The organism is Sphingobacterium sp. JUb56 (assembly GCF_014191365.1).
GTDB classification, from domain to species: Bacteria; Bacteroidota; Bacteroidia; order Sphingobacteriales; family Sphingobacteriaceae; genus Sphingobacterium; species Sphingobacterium anhuiense.
Window position 1 is genome coordinate 2,792,103 of the sequence record NZ_JACHWL010000001.1, and the last position, 18,768, is coordinate 2,810,870.

Here is an 18,768-nt window from a genome sequence, read left to right on the forward strand (position 1 = left end):
AAAAAATATTTAAGACAATTATATTTCTATACGAACGATCATATTCAGTATCTATTGATATAACGATTCGCGTATTTGAAGAAGACTTTTTTCTAAATAAGTGGTATCCACTGATTTTGGGAATGAACTCTCAAAATACAGTTCATCAATTTCACATTGTATCACTTCCACCTTTCTACATAATTCGTCATATGTCCATCTGCCTGATTTTATTTCGAGCAGTGCTTCACGATTAGGGCGCTTAAGAATGAGTTCTCCCTTTAATAACAGATCTCGCGCAACCTCCATCAGACGTATAGTATGCATCATATTTTTAGCATCATATCCTTGTCCATGTGCGACAGTTCCAGCATAACGTATAACATTACGCTTCTTTTCCCACTCCTTGTATGCCTTAAAATCTTTACAATATGAAGAATAGGCTTCATGATTAACAAAGAGCAATGCTAAGGTCTCCTCTCCTTTGGCAATGGAACTCAAGGCAACTTCATGGCTATCTGCTTTTGCCATTATACCGCGATATAATCCTTGCTCATTCTTATCATAATATAATGCAAACACATTTTTACAATGATTCAATTTAATCAATCCGCAAAAGTGAGACTTTAACTTATGATCCTGTAACCATGATTCTACAGGATAACTTTTTCCGCTACTCATTATGTAAGCAAAATCTAATAAACTTTTCCGCGCTCCTACATGTGGATTATTGATCTTTTTGTTCAAGCCTTTGGCTTTTTTCACCTGCTGCATCGCATATTGAACAAAACTATCTATCAATCCCATATTAAGGAGTTTTTTAAATTGAAAATTTGCCATTAATGGATGATTTATCAATATGGATGCTGAAGCACTAGCCAGTAGTTCCATTGCTCCCGGATTATTTTTACTGAGTAATTCGACAAATCTGCCTAATTCATAATATACCTCATCATGACTATCGTTATTAATTTGAGCGATATAGCTTAAACCATAGAACACATTTTTTGGTAAGTAAAACACACCTTTAATATCTGTATCAGATGTCGCTGTATCTAAACCGTAAGCCCTACTTCCTGTTATTGCTTTAAACAGAATCAGATTTTGATCATGCAGATCTTTAATTGTCATCATCTTCTTTACGAATTAAGTCTATAAAATAACTATTGACCGGTTCTACTGAGATTTTTAAAGCAGGTATTGTCATAACAGTATCTTTAAGTTTTTTGAATGTATTTTTCATATAGATACACAGCTTCTCATCCGGAGAGAATATAAAATCTTCTCTAACTGATGCTTTTATCATAATAATCGACTCCAGACTTTTAATAAGATCGGATGGAAGCAATCGCATTAAATCTTTCATTTCCATTGGCGCATAAGATCTGTTTGTTTCAATCCATAGAGCTGATAAAAGACTTCTAGCAATGTAAAGAAAATCTTTCAGCGAGATGTTTGACTGATCAAGCCCTTCCATTTTCTTATGACATAAACCTAAATAATGGTGCATATGTGCACGCAAGTTAGGTGCATAATCCAGTAGTGTTATAAAATCATTTTTAAAAAAACTATAATCTCCATAACAAATTGGGGATTGCAACCATTCATATAATGTACAGTTACTTTTGTAAAGTAGCTTCAGTACTTTGCGAATATCCCAACCATAAATATCAAGATCACCAACAATTGGGTACTTAATATCCTCTTCTATAGAAAAAACCGATAGATAATCGGTCTTTCGTCTTTGATAGATAAACCGAATATCGTAGTCACTGTCTAAAGATGGAAAACCCCATGCACGACTTCCTGACTCACATGCATAAAGTATCTTTATATTTTCCTTAATTTCAATCTCTTGAATGATTCCGCATAAATAATGATGATCCATTTTCAATTTTATTTTCCACAAAGGAACATTCCTTTGTACTACATGACAAAGATGAGATCTACCTACTGCAGCTTAACTGCGCAATAAAAATTAACAATATAAAAAACTGAAAATCAAAAAAATAAAATATTTAAGATCAAAATAAACCAAGTCGAATCGCAGTAGCTACGCAACTTGATTGCGCAGGAATAACGTATATTGTTTTTATTGATCGAAAAGATGATACGTTCGGTTTTAAAAGATAAATTTAAGGTCCGTTACGATTAGCGATGTACATGAAACCATCAATTGATATAATGCGAATTACAAGAGCAATATCAAAAAAATAGAGATCAATATCTAAACCGTAACATTGATATTGACCAGATTATATTAAAAATTTAATTTACTCTAAACTATAATTATGTTCATCAATTTTCCTAAATTAGGGTAATTTACCAAATAAACCAATGACATGGCGGTACCATTATCCAATTACTAAGCGGAAAACGCGATAAAGTATCTAGATAACTAAGCAAATATATCATATTCCCTAGATGCAAAAGTGATTTCTATGGAGTTGGCTTCGATTGGGAGAATGTGGCATCATAATTACAAAACATATGAGATTAAAAACCTATTTATGTCTCCTTTTATTTACTCTAACAAATATGGCACATGCGCAAGATACAGCTCAGGTTTCCTTCAATATAGCTGATCCAGCACCATCTTTATATGTACAAGAATGGCTAAAAGGCACACCCATACAACAATTTGAAAAGGGTCGTATCTACGTAATCGAATTTTGGGCAACTTGGTGTAAACCTTGTATTGCTGCTATGCCTCATTTATCTGCGTTAGCATCTAAATACAAAAACAAAATCACGATTATAGGTGTAAGTGTCTATGAAACAAAAAATACTTCAACAAAGGAAATTCAGGCATTTGTTAACAGTATGGGCGATAAAATGACTTATCATGTGGCAATAGACAGTAACAATCAGATGGTCGATAACTGGATACATGCATTTGGTGAAAAAAGTAATGGTATACCAAGATCTTTTGTTGTAAATGCAGAAGGCAGGATAGCATGGATAGGACATCCTAATGGTTTAGATGCTATATTAACTAAAATGATTGCTGATAAATGGAATATTAACAAAGCATTAAAAGACCGAAATAATGAAATACAACTCAATCTTCTAAAATCAGAAGCAAGTTACTCATTACTTAATCATCGATATGAATTAGATAAATTAAAAATAGGTGATGCTGAAAAGGCCATTCTTACTCTTAATAAAGTAAATGAGATCGTTAAGGAAGAACCAAATTTAAAAAACACCGGTTTAATTAATTTTTACATATTTAAATCATTACTTTATATTGATCAAAAAAAAGCACATGATTATGGTAAAAGCATGCTAAAATCAAACGATAATAAGTATTTGTATTATGATATTATTGAAGCTCTTACATACAAAGAGGATTCTTTAAAACTTCAACCTGAAATTTATCTTTTAGGTGCAGAAGCTTATCAGATAGAAATTAAGAATGTCGATGATGCCACACTCGAAGATATATCTCAATACTATAAAAATATGGCTAAATGGTATTGGAAAGCGAACAATAGATCAAAAGCGGTAAAAGCACAAAAAAAATCCATAAAAGTTTTAAAAAACAGACAAAACTATTCAACATCTGATTTAAGTGCTTTAGAGTCACAACTGCATCAGTACAAACAGAAAGAAGTGAACTAGGTTTATTAAATTATAAGTACTTTATATTTAAAAATTATCAATTCATTATTTCTTTAAACAGTTCAACCCTATCAATCAAAAAATCGTCGTCACGCTTTGATATAGCAAATCTTTGAAAACCCTTTTACATTATTAACCTGCTTTATAAATCCCTTTTTTTCAGTAAAAACAACATCTAATATATTTTCATCCTGTAAGATGGGCTTTACATTTAACAAATTAGCAAATCCCACATGATATTTTATTTCCTCATCGTCATAGTATAGCACCAATTTGGAATAATCTGAGTTATTCCAGACTTCAAATTTCCGTATCCTATTCAGTTCGAACTGTTTTTCCTTAAGCTCAGATTGAACAGTAAGTTTTTCAGGATAAAAAGCCATAACATAGTTTTTCGTCAAGAATTTAGAAAAGATAAATGCTACCAAAAAAAATGATGCAAATCCTGCAAGTCCCATTATACTGATGATCTGCCCTCGTCCAAGATTTTTGATATCATAATATATGACAATAATCATAAAAACAGCTGCAGGTATTAAGATCGCTAGCACGATAAGAAAGATCGCTATTCGATACATTTTAGTTTCAAGCGCTCTAAAATTAAGATTTTCTATGATTGTCTCAGGTTTCATACTTATTTCACTATTTAAAGTTACTTAATCAGCTTTATCTATTTGGAGCATTTTCAATTTACTCAAATGTAGCAATTTCATTGATTATGATAAACCCTGAAATTTACGCTTTAAATAAAAATATGATCTAAAAACGATTCAAAACCAGAAGACAACTAGTCTCCTCACCAAATTTTATTTTTTTTAGAGAAAATAAAGTTGCAAACTACTTAATTCTTGTTATAAAGGTTTAGTTTAATCAAATACGTATTTATTTTAAAAAATTTTACGAAGATCCAAATCCTGAAAATCAAAACTAAAATCTATATCTGGCGATATGCCTTTCATTTTAACACTTTGCACATTTCCTTTTTCATCTCGTGAAAAGGTGGCTAGTGCATCGCAGTTCATATCTCTATAATCCCATCGAATTGCAAAAATATCTTTCTGATAAAAATGCATAGAACCATCTAATTTCGGAGATCTGACACTTCTGATTCGCAAGTCAGTATCTTTTAAGTATACTACCATATCACCAAACCATCTATCAGAATAGGTGCCAATATATTTTTCAGTTTCAAATCTTGTTTGCTTTAAAGAATCGACTAATGTCCATACTTTTTTTGCTTCTTCATCAGTCTTACTTGCATTTTGAGAGAGAAATTTCACTCCCATATCTACCCAAGGTAGTTCATTCAATCCGAAAAATTTATCTAAAATAGAACTTGTCACACTATGATTAAGTGCCCCCCCACCAGCATCTGTATTATTTAAAATGCAAATACCTAAACCTAAATCTGGAACAAGAATAACAGTTGAATGCATACCTGGAACAAAACCCGTATGGGAAACTACTAAATGTCCTTTCATATCAGTTAGAAACCAACCTAACCCATATCCCAAAAAGTTTGTGTTATAACGTTTTGATTCATCTGTGGCAATTGGCGTATGAATTGTCCACATTCTTTTACTACTCTCTATAGAGAAAAGAGATGATTCGAGATTTTCGCCATATTTACCACGATTCAAAAGAAGTAACATCCAATTAGTCATATCCGTCACGTTGGAATAAATACCACCTGCTGGTGCTGATAATTCATCTTCAAAGAAGTTTATCTTTTTAGTTTTTTCTGATGTAATACTGTGTGGATAAGCAACATTTTTATCCTGTAACAATGTCTTTCTACCTACACTTGACCGCTTCATATCAATCACATTTAGTATTCGATTTTCAATAAAGTTTGCAAAAGAAAGTCCACTTACACGATGAATAACTTCGCCGGCGACAATGTAAAGTAAATTATCATAATCAAATTGTGTACGAAAAGCAGATACCGGCTTAAAATGTTGAAAAACCTGAACCACATCTGAGACCGTAAAATTTCCACCATCAGGAAAAAGCATGAGGTCACCGGCACCTAGCCCCAAACCGCTCCTATGTGTCAGGAGATCTGCAATATTCATATTATTAGTCACATAATCATTGTACATCTTAAATTCAGGGATATGATCTTTGACTTTATCTTCCCAAGTAATTTTTCCTTCATCAACTAAAATTGCCAAAGCGGTCGCAGTAAAGGATTTCGAGTTAGAGGCAATTTGAAAATTAGTCTGTTCATTGGTTTTAATCTGTGATCCAATATCCGGATTTCCATATCCTTTTTGAATGATTACTTCTCCATCTTTGACAATTGCAATTGCCGCACCAACAACATTCAGTTTTGATATGGCCGCTCCCATAAGTGAATCGACAAGAGGAACATTGATCTGAGCAACAAGTTTCTGTGATGTTTGGAGATGAATTAAGATCGTGAATAAAATCAACTTATAATTCTTCATAATTATTAATATGGCTTTAAAATTCTTTGGATTAGATTGTTAATCATTGCTCTTATTAAAAACTGTAACAGAATGACGATAGTCTACAAGTTCGTAAAATTAGTCTAAAATATAAAATCTCTTTAATGGGAAAATAGTGGTTTTTTAGTCTGTTCTCATATTTTATTAAGATTGATGTTGTTAGACTCATTTAACTTCATAATAAATAAAAAGTTGCTACATTTGTCTCAGTGAAAAATTTTTCAATCTTATTGATATTATCAATTTATTTGTTTTCAACAACTGAACTGATTCAATTGTTGAAAATTCCTGTATTAATTTCTCATTGTATAGAACATAAAAATAACAACAGTAAACTGACGTTTGTACAATTCTTAAATGATCATTATAATATTCCTGTAAAAGATAATGACCGGGATACAGATGAAAAACTTCCTTTTGTAAAACATGTCAATTTTTTAAACATCACAGCAATTTCTTCTACCGTGTCATCGGAAGTACCATTAATGACATCAAGCATATTCTTTGAGAAAAAGCTGTTATTTTACCCTGATCAGTATTATTTAAATACTTATACCTGCCATATTTGGCAACCTCCAAAAATTTCTTAATTATTTTCATTTTTTTTATCCTTTATCTGCATTCATTTGTTGTTAGTTAAAACAGCATTTGGTTACGGTCTGGATTTCTTTAATAACCTTTGCTGATCATGCAAATCCGTGGTTATTGGGGAAACATTTCTATATTCTCATTGAATTGACGCTTAAAAAACAATAAAATGTCAAATGAACAAACGGCTATAAAAGCAACCTACTTTAGTATAATTGGAAATTTTTTACTGGCGCTCTTAAAATGGTTAGCTGGTTATTTTGGAAATTCATACGCGCTTATTGCAGATGCAATAGAATCTACAGCAGATATATTTTCCTCTTTTTTGGTTTTACTTGGATTAAAATATGCAAAGAGGCCGGCAGATGAGAACCATCCTTACGGACATGGTCGCATTGAACCACTTGTAACATTTGTCGTAGTGGGCTTTTTAATTATTTCAGCGACAATCATTGCTTACGAAAGCATTCAAAATATTCGCACCCCTCATGAGTTGCCCAAACCATGGACTTTATTCGTCCTATTGGCGATCATTATCTGGAAGGAAGTTTCTTTTAGGGTTGTCATTAAAAAAAGTAAAGAAACTGGAAGCTCTTCATTACGAGCCGACGCATGGCATCACCGAAGTGATGCGATCACTTCGGTAGCAGCCTTTATCGGCATATCAATCGCTTTGATTTTAGGAAAGGGCTATGAGAGTGCCGATGACTTTGCAGCGCTATTTGCTTCGGGATTTATACTTTACAATTGCTATCTTATCTTTCGCCCTGCCTTGGGAGAGATCATGGATGAAAACCTTTACGATGATTTAATCGCTGAGATACGTATCAACGCCGTAAAGGTAGATGGTATCTTGGGTACAGAGAAATGCTTTGTTCGTAAATTAGGCACAAAACATCTGGTTGATTTACATGCAATTGTTAGTGGTGATATCTCAGTAAAAGAGGGCCATCAATTAGCACATAAACTTCAGGACTATCTGCAAAAAAAAATGCCCCAACTGGGAAACATTTTAATACATATTGAACCAGATTAACGCTGGCAGTCTGAAAGAAAAATCCAAACGTCCTATGAATTCATTAAAAACTAGAAACAACTGGATTGAGCTACACATAAATCAAAGATGATATGTAATATCTTAAACGAAGATTTAAAGATTTCCTACATGGGTATCTTTTCACTACTTCCACCTCATTAACAGCAGATTAATAGATGGAAATCATTAATTTATAAAACTATTCATCTTGTTCCTATCATATATTTTGATTCATTTAATATTCTTAAATTTAGGTCATGGAACTAAATAAAGCATTTCAACAAATTACAGAAGATTTCATCTCGCTACTTGATTCTTTAGATGAAAATGAACTGAATACGAAACCTAAAGCTGACGATTGGTCGCCTGGACAAATCGGCGATCCTATATTGAAGTCTTATGCTTCAGCAGAAGTCATGAATGGGCGTACCGAATCGACTCATCGGGAACCAGATGAAAAGGTAACAACCATTAAAGATACATTTACGGACTTTACAATACGCATGAAATCTCCTCAAGCGATATTGCCTTCTGAAAAACGACTCGACAAACAGCGTTTACTACAAAATCTTCGTGATCGTACTGCCCAGATCGAAACCATAATTAAGGAGAAAAATCTTTCAGATACCTGTATCGATTTTGCCATCCCGGAATATGGTCCATTTACAGTTTTGGAGTGGGCTTGGTTCAATACCTATCATACACAGCGGCATGTACATCAGTTAAAAGATATGATTCAATCAATTAAATCTTAAAATATGACTAATAAAGATCTCATTTTAGCTTATTTTAATTGCTATGAAATAGGTGACCGGAATAGGCTACAAAGCCTGCTGGATGAAGATTTTCAATTCAGTAGTCCTCACGATCCAATGCTTACTAAAGAAGACTATTTCCGAAAGTGCTGGCCATTTCATAAAAAAGCATCTGCATATCACATCGATACCTTCCTGGAAGACAAAAACAGTATTTTTGTCATTTATACCTGCACGACTGATAATGAAAATAAGTTTGAAAATGCCGAATACTTTCAGATCGAAAATGCAAAAATAAAAAAGGTCAGGGTATTCTACGGAACGCTGAATAATTAATATTTCTATTAATTTCATCACCTATTACACTATTCGTTAGCCATACCCTACTCACTTAAAACCATCCGCTGATTTTAAGCATTGTAAACATAAAACTTTACCCTGTAGCATAAATAAATGCGCAGTGCCATAAGCTTCCATAGCTAGTTTTCCTGTCTAAGAAGATTTATAATAACACACGAGTATTAAAGGCACATATGTTAATGGAGCCGTTATCCCTATACCTCCTTACCGCATCAGCTGATGATTAAATAATAATTTTTCCTTTTTTGACTTAAGTCAAAGGTTAAGGTTTGCAATACTTGCAGCTTTGCACTCATAATAATAATTAAAACAAAAAATTATGAGTGTAACATTAGAAAATGGCATAACCAGTAATTTTTACAGGGCCATAACGCCGATTATAATATCGGTATTCGGAGTGTATCTTACCATAGGGATTGCATTAGGTGTACTGCCAAAATTTGTTCAGCAAACCTTAGGATTTGACAGTATCATTGTAGGCCTTGTTATTGGAATGCAATTCTTGTCGACTTTATTAACTCGGGCATATGCAGGGAAACTTACAGATACCAGAGGAGCTAAAAAAAGCCAAATGATCGGTGTAGTACTTGCAGTAATAGCTGGCATTACATATCTCCTATCAGCCACAATACAAAGTAATGTAATCTTTGCATTAGCCTTACTCTTATTTGCAAGAATCATTCATGGTGTAGGAGAAAGTTTCTTGGTTACAGGAGCGTTAACTTGGGGAATCGGACTTGTCGGACCATCAAATTCTGGGAAAGTAATGACTTGGAACGGAATAGCGATGTATGCAGGTATTGCAATTGGAGCACCTTTAAGTATTTGGATCAATAAAAGTTATGGCGGTTTCCCAGCGTTTATCATGATCATGCTCCTGCCCTTTGTCAGCTGGCTATCTACAGTAAAACTACCCGCAATAGCAGTTGACAAAGACCATGTCAGAACACCTTTTTACAAAGTAATCGGAGCTATATCCGGACAAGGATTAAGTCTCGCTTTTTCTTCAATGGCATTTGGCTGTATTGCTTCTTTCATCGCCTTGTTTTTTAGCGAAAAAAATTGGGGTGACGCCTCATTAGCTTTTATGGTCTTTGGGGCTTGTTACATCTTAACCAGAATTTTCTTTGCTTCTTCTCCTGATAAATATGGCGGTTATAAAATTGCATTGCTTTCACTTATTATTGAAGTGATTGGTCAAGTTTTGATCTGGACTTCCGTATCAAAAACGATTGCCATTATCGGATGTGGGATGACAGGGATTGGGTTCTCACTGGTTTTTCCAGCTCTAGGTGTTCTAGCTATCCAGAAAGTAAAGCCACAAATGAGGGGCACGGCTTTAGGTGCCTATGTAGCTTTTGTTGACCTTTCTTTGGGATTGGCAGGGCCTCTAGCAGGGTTAATAGCTGGCTGGTTCGATTACCAGACTGTCTATTTATTTGGAGGAATAAGTTGCATCCTCTCGATGATAACATTAATGATGAATAAAAAATAAGTATAACAATGGAAAATACATTAAAAATGTTTGGTAAAGATGCCAACGAAAGGGTTGAGAATGCTTTAAAGGAACTAAAATCTGGTAAAGGCGTTATCCTCTTAGACGATGAAGATAGAGAAAATGAAGGTGACCTTATTTTCTCGGCAGAAAACATGGACATTCAGGATATGGTGCAGATGATACGGCACTGTAGTGGTGTAGTCTGTCTGTGTCTTACAAATGAAAAGGCTGATGAACTCGATTTACCTTATATGGTCAATGCTAATTCCAGTCTCTTTCAGACTCCTTTTACAGTTTCGATTGATGCTCGGGAAGGTGCAACAACTGGTCTTTCGGCATCTGATAGAATTGCCGCTATTAAAGCGGCATGTGCTGAAAATGCGCAACCTGGAGATTTGGTTCGACCGGGGCATATCTTCCCATTGCGCGCTCACGATTATGGTGTCTTAGGAAGAAATGGTCACACTGAAGGCAGTATCGACCTCATGAAGCTTGCTGGTCTAAAACCAATGTCCGTATTGTGTGAACTAATGGAAGATGATGGAACCATGTCGCGTCTGCCACAGATGATCGCCTTTGCTCTAGATCATCATCTAACAATATTATCCATCGCCGATATTATCGAATACCGAAAATTGCAGTTAGTAGCGAATGAATTATAAAGTCTTTTAATACATCAAAAATTCAGCATTAAACAATACCATAATGAGAAAAATACGTTTCGTATTTACCGTTAAACGCAAAGAATTCCTGACACCACATATGATTCGTGTGGTGTTTGGAATCAGTAATGAACAAGCGGTACTTTTAACGCATATAAAGTCCGGATCTAATAATAAAATTTTCATACCGCCTGCCGATAGAAATGTCATTTATTTCCCTGAAAAAGAATCAGAAACAAGACCTGAATTGCTGGCATCAATAAGAACATACACCAATCGCAAAATTGATCTGAAGAAAAAGGAACTGACCATTGATTTTGTCGCCCACGGAGATAATGGACCTGCATCTGCATGGGCATTAAAAGCTAAACCGGGCGATGCTCTAGGTATCGGTATGAAAGAAAGTATGAAACCCTTAGTGCCCGAAGCCGATTCCTATCTACTCATAGGTGACGCAACAGCATTGCCCGTAATCAGTGCAATTTTAGAAAAATTAAAAACCGGGATTGATGTTAAGGTTATTTTGGAAGTATCTGCTAAAGAAGATCGCATAAATATTCCATCTTCGGCAAATGTAGATATTGACTGGCTATACAACCCGCATCCTGAAAAAGGAAGCAAATTAGCGTCTACAGTAAAGACTTTTACATTCGCAAAGGCAGACCTGCGTAATTATGTATATTTAGCCGCTGAATATGCTACTGTCAAAGAATTAAGAAACTATTTTAAAACTGACCTAGAGTGGGATCCACAGATGATATACAGCTGCAGCTATTGGAAGTCTGGTGAATCTGAAAGCGCATATCTTTAAAGATACAACACGACAAATAAACAGCGCTACGATCGAGCTTTTATTGGTAAATTTGTCTATCACTGATTTCAAGTACATGCAAGAACTATTAGCTTCATATATTAAAAGTAAAATATCATTAACGGATAAAGATCTAGAGATCATTTTGTCCCATTTTAAGCCAATAAAGCTCAAAAAGAATGAACTCGTACTAACAAATGGTCAATCCAGTCAACGGACATTTTTTGTTACACAGGGATGTCTGCGCATTTTCTTTATCAATGAAGAAGGAACGGACTCCACCCGATATTTTGCTTTTGAGAATCAATTTGCAACAGCATTAGTAAGTTTTATTACTTCCGAACCTTCAGAAGAATTTATTCAGGCTGTTGAAGATTCGGAAGTATATTACATCACACATAAAAGCTTTTATCATCTTCTGGATATCATACCCCTATGGGAAAAATTTTACCGTATATATCTTGAAATTGCTTACGTAACCAATACCAAAAGGTTAATGTCTTTTCTAATGCAGGACGCTTTGGAAAAATATCGGCAGCTCTTAGATGAAAATCCGATTATTGTCCGAAGATTGTCGAATAAGCTTGTCGCTTCCTATCTCAATATTTCTCAGGAGACGCTAAGTAGACTAAAATCAAAAATCTGATCTTCTTTTTTTGACTCAGGTCAATGTTTTAATATATGCTATTGACCAACTTTGTATCACTAATACAAAGACAATGAGCAACCAGGCCCGTACCTTCGAAATATTTTCAGGAATTATTCTTCAGAAGAATAAAATAGCTGAGCATACGTATCATATCAAAATTCAGAGTATGGATTTTTCGCGTATCCACTATATTCCTGGTTTTTTTATTGATATATTTTTATCCAATCCTTATTACAATCCACTGAGCGAAGTGCGAAGATATTCATTCTGGAATTATGAACCGGTCTATCATGTTGCAGACTTTGCCATTAATACCTTTTCCAATGGCAAGGGGGCACAATGGGTTCAAACTGTACAAGAAGGCGATACCATATTTTTCAAAGAACCGTCTGGTGAAATAAGTATGAATGACACAGCAGACCACTACTTTTTAATTGGGGATATTATTGCTTTATCTCATCTATATGAAATAAACAGAGCCTTATCGGTAAGTAAACAAGTAAGTAGTTTTATTTTTGCAGAACATCAAGAAGATATTTTTCCAGATCTCGATCATAGTTTTCCTTTAGAAACGCACATAATTGAATCATTAAATCCGCAGAAAATTATTGAATTGATTTCCCTTAATTTTCCTGAACATAAAACAAATACCATTGCTTACATACTTGGTGATTCTAAAACAGTATCCTATATTTATAATTATTTAAAAGATAATCCAATGTATAACATCAGTACGATTTACATCAAAAGCTTTTGGAACAAAACAATCATTTAACATGTAATAAAGATGATTATAGCAGGTACAAAGAGAGATTGATCAAAATAACAAAATTACCCTACGAAGCTCTACGACTAGAAGAATAGATTTGAATAGCGAAAGAACTACGATGGCAATGTTACGCGCATATTTAAATTAGATCACAATAAAACTAAAAAAAATCAAGTCAAAAGAGCTTTCAAAAGAAAGTAAATAAGCTCAGATGCCACCAATCGACATTTTTTTGTATTTGGACAGAAAAATTAATCAGCTTGAAATGCAATGACTTAATGTTTTTGAGTAAAAAAAAAGTACATAAGTTTTGGAAATATAGATCATTTAAGTACTTTTGCATCACCGAAAGGGAAACGCGCTCATAGCTCAGCTGGATAGAGCATCGGTTTTCTAAACCGACGGTCTCAGGTTCGAATCCTGATGGGCGTACTTAAAATCCTCTTTACTTTTGTAAAGAGGATTTTTTGCTTTATGACTTTTTCACTTGAACATTTCTTTCGATCCACATTTCAAATTTTTCAACAAAGGAGGTTAGAAAATCATGTGTAGAAGTATCTATAAGTTCTCCACTGGCATCAAACAACTTTGCAGCATGGCTGATATACGCTTCCGGCTGTTGTAAAGTGGGCATATTTAAGAATACCAAAGATTGGCGAAGATGATGATTGGCACCAAAAGCACCTAATCCTCCCGGGGTACAGCTAATAATGGCCGCAGGCTTACCATCCCACACACTCTTTCCGTATGGTCTTGAACCTACATCCAGTGCATTCTTAAGTACTGCAGGAACCGATCGATTGTATTCGGGAGTGATAAATAATACCGCGTCATAAGGGTTGATTATTTCTCTAAAATTTTGCCAAGCTACAGGTACGTCTTTTTCTAAATCCTCATTGTACAATGGCAATTCTCCAATTTCAATGTCATCAAACTGCATACCGGCTATTTTAAATTGGCCAATAGCTCTTCCTATCTTTTTATTGAAAGATTCCTTTCTTAAACTTCCAACGATGAGTGCAACTTTAAATGGTTTCATAAATGATCATTTGTTTTTTTAATAACGTACAACAGTAGCTTTTGGTTTGCATATAATTCTCTGATTTGTCTTTACACAACATGATTTCTAAGTTTAAAAATCATTACATTAGCGAACCATTAAACCAAATATTTTAAGCATTATGATGTCAGATATCTATAGAGAAAAATCACCTTTATCAGAGCAGGATTGTTTCGTAGTATTCGACCGTAGAAAATCATCTTTTACCTTTCCTGTACATATACATCCGGAGTATGAACTGAATTATGTAGAAGGAGCATCTGGAGCGCAACGGATCATTGGAGATTCCATTGAAACCATCGGTCACAAAGATTTAGTTCTTATTGCCAATCCGGAATTAAAACACGCATGGAAGGATGGGGAATGCACATCAACAGACATTCACGAAATCACCTTACAATTTCACCCCTCGCTGGTTGAACAGATCTTAGACAAAAAGCAATTTCAAAGCATACAGGAATTATTTAACAGGGCATCCAAAGGAGTTCACTTTGGCACCGCAACTATTGAGAAGGTGCTTCCCTTACTACGCATTTTGACCATGGAAAAAGATGGCTTTTACGCTGTCATGAAACTCTTTATCCTGCTATATGAATTATCCAAAGGAGAAGACCTCAGAGAACTTTCTAGTTCCACAAAAATGGGTATGACCCCAAATGAAATACTCCTACAAAGACTACAGAATTACATTTCTAACAATGTTAGTCACATGATTCGACTACCGGAAGCTGCCAATACGCTTAATATGAGCCGTTCTACATTTGCTAGATTTATAAAATGCCACACGGACATGAATTTCACCGATTACCTGCTCGATTTCCGAATTAATCTGGCCACACGAAAGCTAAAAGAACAAACATCCATCGCAGACGTTGTGAATCTCTGCGGATTTAATAGCATTTCCTATTTTTATAGAGTCTTTAAAAAAGCTAAAGGGGTTACACCCGCAGAATTTAGGGACAACTGTAAAAATCATCAGCTCATTATCTAACAACAACCTAGAGACATAGTTCTCATCATCAAACGATCATCTCCCACATTCCATTCAAAATAGGGTTTATTATGATATAAGCCCTATTAAATAGCCTCTCCCCTTCCGCGCCTTTCCACCAAAGAGCTTAAAATTCAAATAATTTGAGTGTAGAGTGCAAGTGTCAAAAAGACAACCAACACATAACTAACTAAATATTAACTCATTAATACTTTTCAAACTCTTAGACGAATAGTTTTAAAAATGAAGCATAAATAGACCAAAACCCGTTCTATTCGGTTATTTATTCCTCTTTTCTCCCCAATTTGTATAAACAAAGAATAAATAGTTCAATCAACTTGAATCTATTGTACAATTTACCAATTGTGTTTTACCGTAGTTTAGCCCCCACTGATTACTAATAAACCAATTAGCAGCTTAAGGATAAATCATTTTACCCTTAAATCCGCCAACATGACAAACAACTAATTATCAACAAGAATATGAGAAAAACCATATTACTATCACTACTTTGCAGCTCTAGCCTATTTGCATGGGCACAGCAGGCTATTCCAGTTAAAGGAACGGTAAAAGACAAAGAAAATAATCCAATTGTCGGAGCAACAATTGTTGTGAAAGGAACCACAGATGGCACAAAGACGGATCAAAACGGTAATTTTTCGATCAGCGTTCCTACTGGAAAACTTCTCCTCATTACCTATGTAGGTATGCAGCGTGCAGAAGTACCGATTAAAGACGATTCGTTTATCAATCTAAGCCTCGTAAGTGACAGCCAACTGGATGAAGTAGTCGTTATCGGCTACGGAACGGTAAAAAAACGAGATCTAACGGGAGCCGTAGCCACAGTTACGGGTAAAGATTTACAGTCTAACCTTGCAAAAAGTGCTTCAGGTGCTTTGCAGGGCCGTATAGCCGGCGTAAGTGTTTCCAATGCTGGTGGCACACCTGGAGCGGGCATGAGTATCAATATTCGCGGTCTAAGCTCCATGGGAAACAATACACCATTATATGTCGTAGACGGTGTATTCAGTGATATTAACCTGGTAGACCCTAACGATATTGCATCATTAGATGTGTTAAAAGATGCTTCTGCTGCTGCAATCTACGGTTCTCGTGCCGCAAATGGTGTGGTAATAATTACAACTAAAGGTGGAAAAAGAGCTTCACCTGCTACACTTGGAATAAACGCCTATACAGGTATACAGAGTCTTCCAAAAAAAATGGTCCTGATGGATGGACCACAATGGAAAAAATTTCAAAAGGAAAATAAATATCTCCCAACACAAGCTGAAAGTTTCAATGCCAATACCGACTGGCAGGATGAGGTATTTGACACTGCTCCTATTAATAAGATCAATGTCGATATTTCTGGAGGTGGGGAACGCTCTACATATAGTGTATCTGCGGGCTACCTAAATCAAGAAGGGATCCTAGAAACAACGGGTTACAAAGCATTCAATGTTCGTTCAAAGAATACATTTAATTTTTTTAATGATCACCTCCGCATCGGAAATACGTTTCTACTAAAATCAGGTGATCGGAAATATTCGGATTTGACCATTACTGATATCCTTCGCCAAAATCCTTTGCTACCGATCTATGATGAAAATACGCTGGGTGGTTATGCCACCTATGCACCCTGGATGAAAAATTTAGAAAATCCTGTAGGCTATCTAAATCTATACAATAAACATGTTTATCAAACAGATATCATGCTTAATGGTTATGCTGAAGCAGATCTGTTTATAAAAGGCTTAAAATATAGGTTAAACGTTGGGATCAATAGAACTTCTGGAAGAAATTACAACAAGAATGAAGCTTATACCTATGGTACAGCCAAGAATCAATCTTCCCTCAATGAAAACGCTTTCTTCAACAATCAATGGTTGATCGAAAATACCATTCACTATGACAATACTTTTGATAAGCATACGATTTCCGCATTAGCGGGTTATTCATCACAGGAAAACTCCAATCGGGGGTTTGGTGCTGGCCGAAAGGATATTCCGATAGGAACTGACGTAATTGGTGCAGGTTCACCAGCCGAACAGTCCACCTCCGGAAATTTAAATGAAGCCGCTTTAATATCTCAATTTGGCCGATTAATGTATAGCTACGATAGCCGGTATCTGTTCACAGCCACAGTACGTCGAGATGGTTCATCCAAATTTGCCAGCGGACAGCGATACGGCGTATTTCCTTCTGTTGCCCTTGGCTGGAATATCATGAACGAAGGTTTCTTTGAAAGCGCTAAAAATACAGTGGATGATTTCAAACTGAGAGCGAGTTATGGCCGATTGGGGAATCAGGAAATCGGTGATTATACAACACAAAATGTAACCACCTACGGTATCAATTATATACAGGGTGGTATGTGGTGGCAGGGTGCTATCCCCGGTAACAGCTGGGTATCGCCTCGGAATTTAACCTGGGAAGAGACTGAAACCAGCAATATCGGTTTAGATCTAGCCTTTTTGCAAAGCAAATTGAACATCAGTGCCGACTATTATATCCGGGATACAAAAAATATTCTTTTAGGAATTAATCAGCCACCTTCTACAGGACTTAGTGGTACCCCCACCATGAATGCGGGTACAATCAGAAACAAGGGTTTTGAGTTTTCGGCAACGTTTAAAGATGCTATTGGAGATGTAAATTATAACATCGGCATCAATGCATCTACCGTGAAAAATGAAGTAAAAGCTGTCACAGTGGGTGGCAAACAGGAATTTGAAGGTTATAACCCACAGGGCGAAGGTACTGTATCATGGGCAAAAGTTGGTTATCCTATAGGCGGATTTTGGGCGATAGAAACCAACGGACTCTTCCAGTCGGATACCGAAGCACAAAATTACAAAACCGCAAACGGCACAGTAATCCAGCCCAATGCAATGGCAGGGGATATTAAATTTGTCGATTTTAATGGAGATGGACATATTGATAATAATGACCGCCAATACATAGGCAGTCCTTTCCCTAAGCTTGCGTATGGTATTCGAGGAGGCTTAGATTTTAAAGGAGTTGATTTTGCTTTTTTCTTTGATGGCATGTATGGCAACAAGATCTATAACTACACGCGCGCTCGTATGGAACAAACCAATGAGGTAAACAACCACTCGGCACGTATCTTAGATTCCTGGACCCCAACAAATACGGATACCGATATTCCGCGCTATACAAGAGAAGATCCTAATGACAATAAGCGTCGAGTTAGTGACCGTTGGATAGAGAGTGGTGCTTTCTTCCGTCTTAAAACCATCGAATTGGGTTACACATTGCCTACACACTGGCTGAGCAAAGCTACATTGAAAAACGGTCGTATATTTTTGGCTGCAGACAACCTGTTTACCGTAACAAAATATAAAGGTTATACACCCGATCTTGGACAAAGTAATGGTGACAATGGAGCTCCGTCGGGTGTACTAACAGCTGGTACAGATCATGGACGTTTTCCGCTGGCACGTACCATTATGTTCGGTATACAAGCTAACTTTTAATGGATAGACGACTTTTAA

At 35.6% G+C, this 18,768-nt stretch carries 17 protein-coding genes and 1 tRNA gene; 13 read left to right on the forward strand and 5 right to left on the reverse strand.

Annotation, left to right across the window (positions count from 1 at the left end):
- Window positions 1-51: 51 nt before the first annotated feature.
- Window positions 52-1,113, reverse strand: a complete 1,062-nt coding sequence (locus FHR29_RS11765; protein WP_260292072.1) for a nucleotidyltransferase domain-containing protein — start codon at window positions 1,111-1,113, stop codon at window positions 52-54.
- Window positions 1,100-1,867 carry a DNA polymerase beta superfamily protein gene (locus tag FHR29_RS11770; protein ID WP_183914861.1) on the reverse strand — a complete coding sequence of 256 codons (768 nt, stop codon included), beginning with the start codon at window positions 1,865-1,867 and terminating at the stop codon, window positions 1,100-1,102. Before FHR29_RS11770 ends, FHR29_RS11765 begins: the two co-directional genes overlap by 14 nt.
- Window positions 1,868-2,517: 650 nt before the next feature.
- Here FHR29_RS11770 and FHR29_RS11775 point away from each other — a divergent pair.
- Window positions 2,518-3,603 carry a TlpA disulfide reductase family protein gene (locus FHR29_RS11775; protein ID WP_183914863.1) on the forward strand — a complete coding sequence of 362 codons (1,086 nt, stop codon included), beginning with the start codon at window positions 2,518-2,520 and terminating at the stop codon, window positions 3,601-3,603.
- A gap of 89 nt (window positions 3,604-3,692) precedes the next feature.
- Here the strand turns inward: FHR29_RS11775 and FHR29_RS11780 are convergent, their stop codons facing one another.
- Both FHR29_RS11780 and FHR29_RS11785 read right to left on the reverse strand, forming a co-directional pair.
- The gene (locus tag FHR29_RS11780; RefSeq protein WP_183914865.1) at window positions 3,693-4,235 is read right to left on the reverse strand and encodes a hypothetical protein; all 543 of its coding nucleotides are present in this window, start codon (window positions 4,233-4,235) and stop codon (window positions 3,693-3,695) included.
- A 255-nt stretch (window positions 4,236-4,490) separates the two neighbouring features.
- Complete coding sequence (locus FHR29_RS11785; RefSeq protein WP_221197851.1) at window positions 4,491-6,053, reverse strand: serine hydrolase; 1,563 nt, start codon at window positions 6,051-6,053, stop codon at window positions 4,491-4,493.
- 230 nt (window positions 6,054-6,283) lie between these two features.
- Here FHR29_RS11785 and FHR29_RS11790 point away from each other — a divergent pair, with 230 nt between their 5' ends.
- From FHR29_RS11790 to FHR29_RS11835, 10 genes are all read left to right on the forward strand, one after another.
- A complete protein-coding gene (locus FHR29_RS11790; RefSeq protein ID WP_132771127.1) occupies window positions 6,284-6,664 on the forward strand; it encodes a hypothetical protein in 381 nt (126 codons plus the stop codon).
- 167 nt (window positions 6,665-6,831) lie between these two features.
- Window positions 6,832-7,698, forward strand: a complete 867-nt coding sequence (locus FHR29_RS11795) for a cation diffusion facilitator family transporter (protein ID WP_132771126.1) — start codon at window positions 6,832-6,834, stop codon at window positions 7,696-7,698.
- A 257-nt stretch (window positions 7,699-7,955) separates the two neighbouring features.
- Window positions 7,956-8,453: a DinB family protein gene (locus tag FHR29_RS11800; RefSeq protein ID WP_183914867.1), complete on the forward strand. Its 498-nt coding sequence runs from the start codon at window positions 7,956-7,958 to the stop codon at window positions 8,451-8,453.
- Between the two features lie 3 nt (window positions 8,454-8,456).
- The gene (locus tag FHR29_RS11805) at window positions 8,457-8,789 is read left to right on the forward strand and encodes a nuclear transport factor 2 family protein (protein WP_183914869.1); all 333 of its coding nucleotides are present in this window, start codon (window positions 8,457-8,459) and stop codon (window positions 8,787-8,789) included.
- A gap of 343 nt (window positions 8,790-9,132) precedes the next feature.
- Window positions 9,133-10,308 carry an MFS transporter gene (locus FHR29_RS11810; protein ID WP_021189470.1) on the forward strand — a complete coding sequence of 392 codons (1,176 nt, stop codon included), beginning with the start codon at window positions 9,133-9,135 and terminating at the stop codon, window positions 10,306-10,308.
- Window positions 10,309-10,334: 26 nt separating this feature from the next.
- Window positions 10,335-10,973, forward strand: coding sequence for a 3,4-dihydroxy-2-butanone-4-phosphate synthase (gene ribB, locus FHR29_RS11815; RefSeq protein WP_260292265.1), 639 nt, complete (start codon window positions 10,335-10,337; stop codon window positions 10,971-10,973).
- A gap of 43 nt (window positions 10,974-11,016) precedes the next feature.
- A complete protein-coding gene (locus tag FHR29_RS11820) occupies window positions 11,017-11,784 on the forward strand; it encodes a siderophore-interacting protein (RefSeq protein WP_183914871.1) in 768 nt (255 codons plus the stop codon).
- 76 nt (window positions 11,785-11,860) lie between these two features.
- Complete coding sequence (locus FHR29_RS11825; RefSeq protein ID WP_183914874.1) at window positions 11,861-12,430, forward strand: Crp/Fnr family transcriptional regulator; 570 nt, start codon at window positions 11,861-11,863, stop codon at window positions 12,428-12,430.
- A gap of 73 nt (window positions 12,431-12,503) precedes the next feature.
- Entirely contained in the window at window positions 12,504-13,208 is a 705-nt protein-coding gene (locus FHR29_RS11830) for an FAD-binding oxidoreductase (RefSeq protein ID WP_183914876.1), read from the forward strand.
- 352 nt (window positions 13,209-13,560) lie between these two features.
- Window positions 13,561-13,634: transfer RNA gene (locus FHR29_RS11835), tRNA-Arg, on the forward strand.
- A 40-nt stretch (window positions 13,635-13,674) separates the two neighbouring features.
- Here FHR29_RS11835 and FHR29_RS11840 read toward each other — a convergent pair.
- Entirely contained in the window at window positions 13,675-14,241 is a 567-nt protein-coding gene (locus FHR29_RS11840; protein ID WP_183914878.1) for an NADPH-dependent FMN reductase, read from the reverse strand.
- 142 nt (window positions 14,242-14,383) lie between these two features.
- On the opposite strand from FHR29_RS11840, the gene FHR29_RS11845 reads away from it, so the two are divergent.
- Together FHR29_RS11845 and FHR29_RS11850 are read left to right on the forward strand one after the other, a co-directional pair.
- On the forward strand, window positions 14,384-15,253 hold the full coding sequence (locus FHR29_RS11845) for an AraC family transcriptional regulator (RefSeq protein WP_132845586.1): 870 nt from the start codon (window positions 14,384-14,386) through the stop codon (window positions 15,251-15,253).
- 482 nt (window positions 15,254-15,735) lie between these two features.
- On the forward strand, window positions 15,736-18,750 hold the full coding sequence (locus FHR29_RS11850) for a TonB-dependent receptor (RefSeq protein ID WP_183914880.1): 3,015 nt from the start codon (window positions 15,736-15,738) through the stop codon (window positions 18,748-18,750).
- Window positions 18,751-18,768: the final 18 nt, after the last annotated feature.